Here is a 562-nt window from a genome sequence, read left to right on the forward strand (position 1 = left end):
CCAGGGTGGCGGCGTCGTCCTCGTGGCCGAAGCAGGCCTGCAGGGGGGTATCGCCCAGGTCATCGAGCTCCAGGAAGCCGCGGGCAAGGTCCTCGCCGTGAAGACGCGGCACCGGCAGGCCGGCGGCGGCCCAGCGCCGGGCGATGGCCACGAAGGGGTGGCTGTCCTCCTGCTCCGGCGGGGCATCCATCAGCATTCGGGTGACGCCACCCGGCAGCGACAGCCGGTAGTAGCGGCGAAAGCTGGCGTCGCCGGCGGCCAGGCGCAGGTCGATCTCTTCGGCCGGCAGGCCGTGGCGCTCGGCGGCCCACCGGCTGAGCAGCGCGAGCCGCTCGCCGTCGTCGGCCCGGCTCATCGCCGTCAGGCGCTGGTCGACGGCGAGCAGGGTCTGGTGGTTGTGCCAGTAGGCGTGGCCCAGCACGCCCAGGGTGCCGAGCCCGGCCACGCCGGCAGCGGTGACCAGCCAGGGCTTGAGGGCATGGCGCGGGCCATGGCGGGCGTGGTGCTGGACCAGGTTGCGATCGGGAATCAGCACGTCCCGGAACAGCCCCTGGATGAAATA

At 73.1% G+C, this 562-nt stretch carries 1 protein-coding gene; it reads right to left on the reverse strand.

What is annotated here, in order from left to right; all coding sequences use genetic code 11:
- Positions 1 to 562 (reverse strand): phosphotransferase (locus tag DS839_RS37160; protein WP_368912137.1); only part of this gene is annotated, 562 nt, incomplete at both ends.

This window comes from Taklimakanibacter deserti (assembly GCA_003574785.1).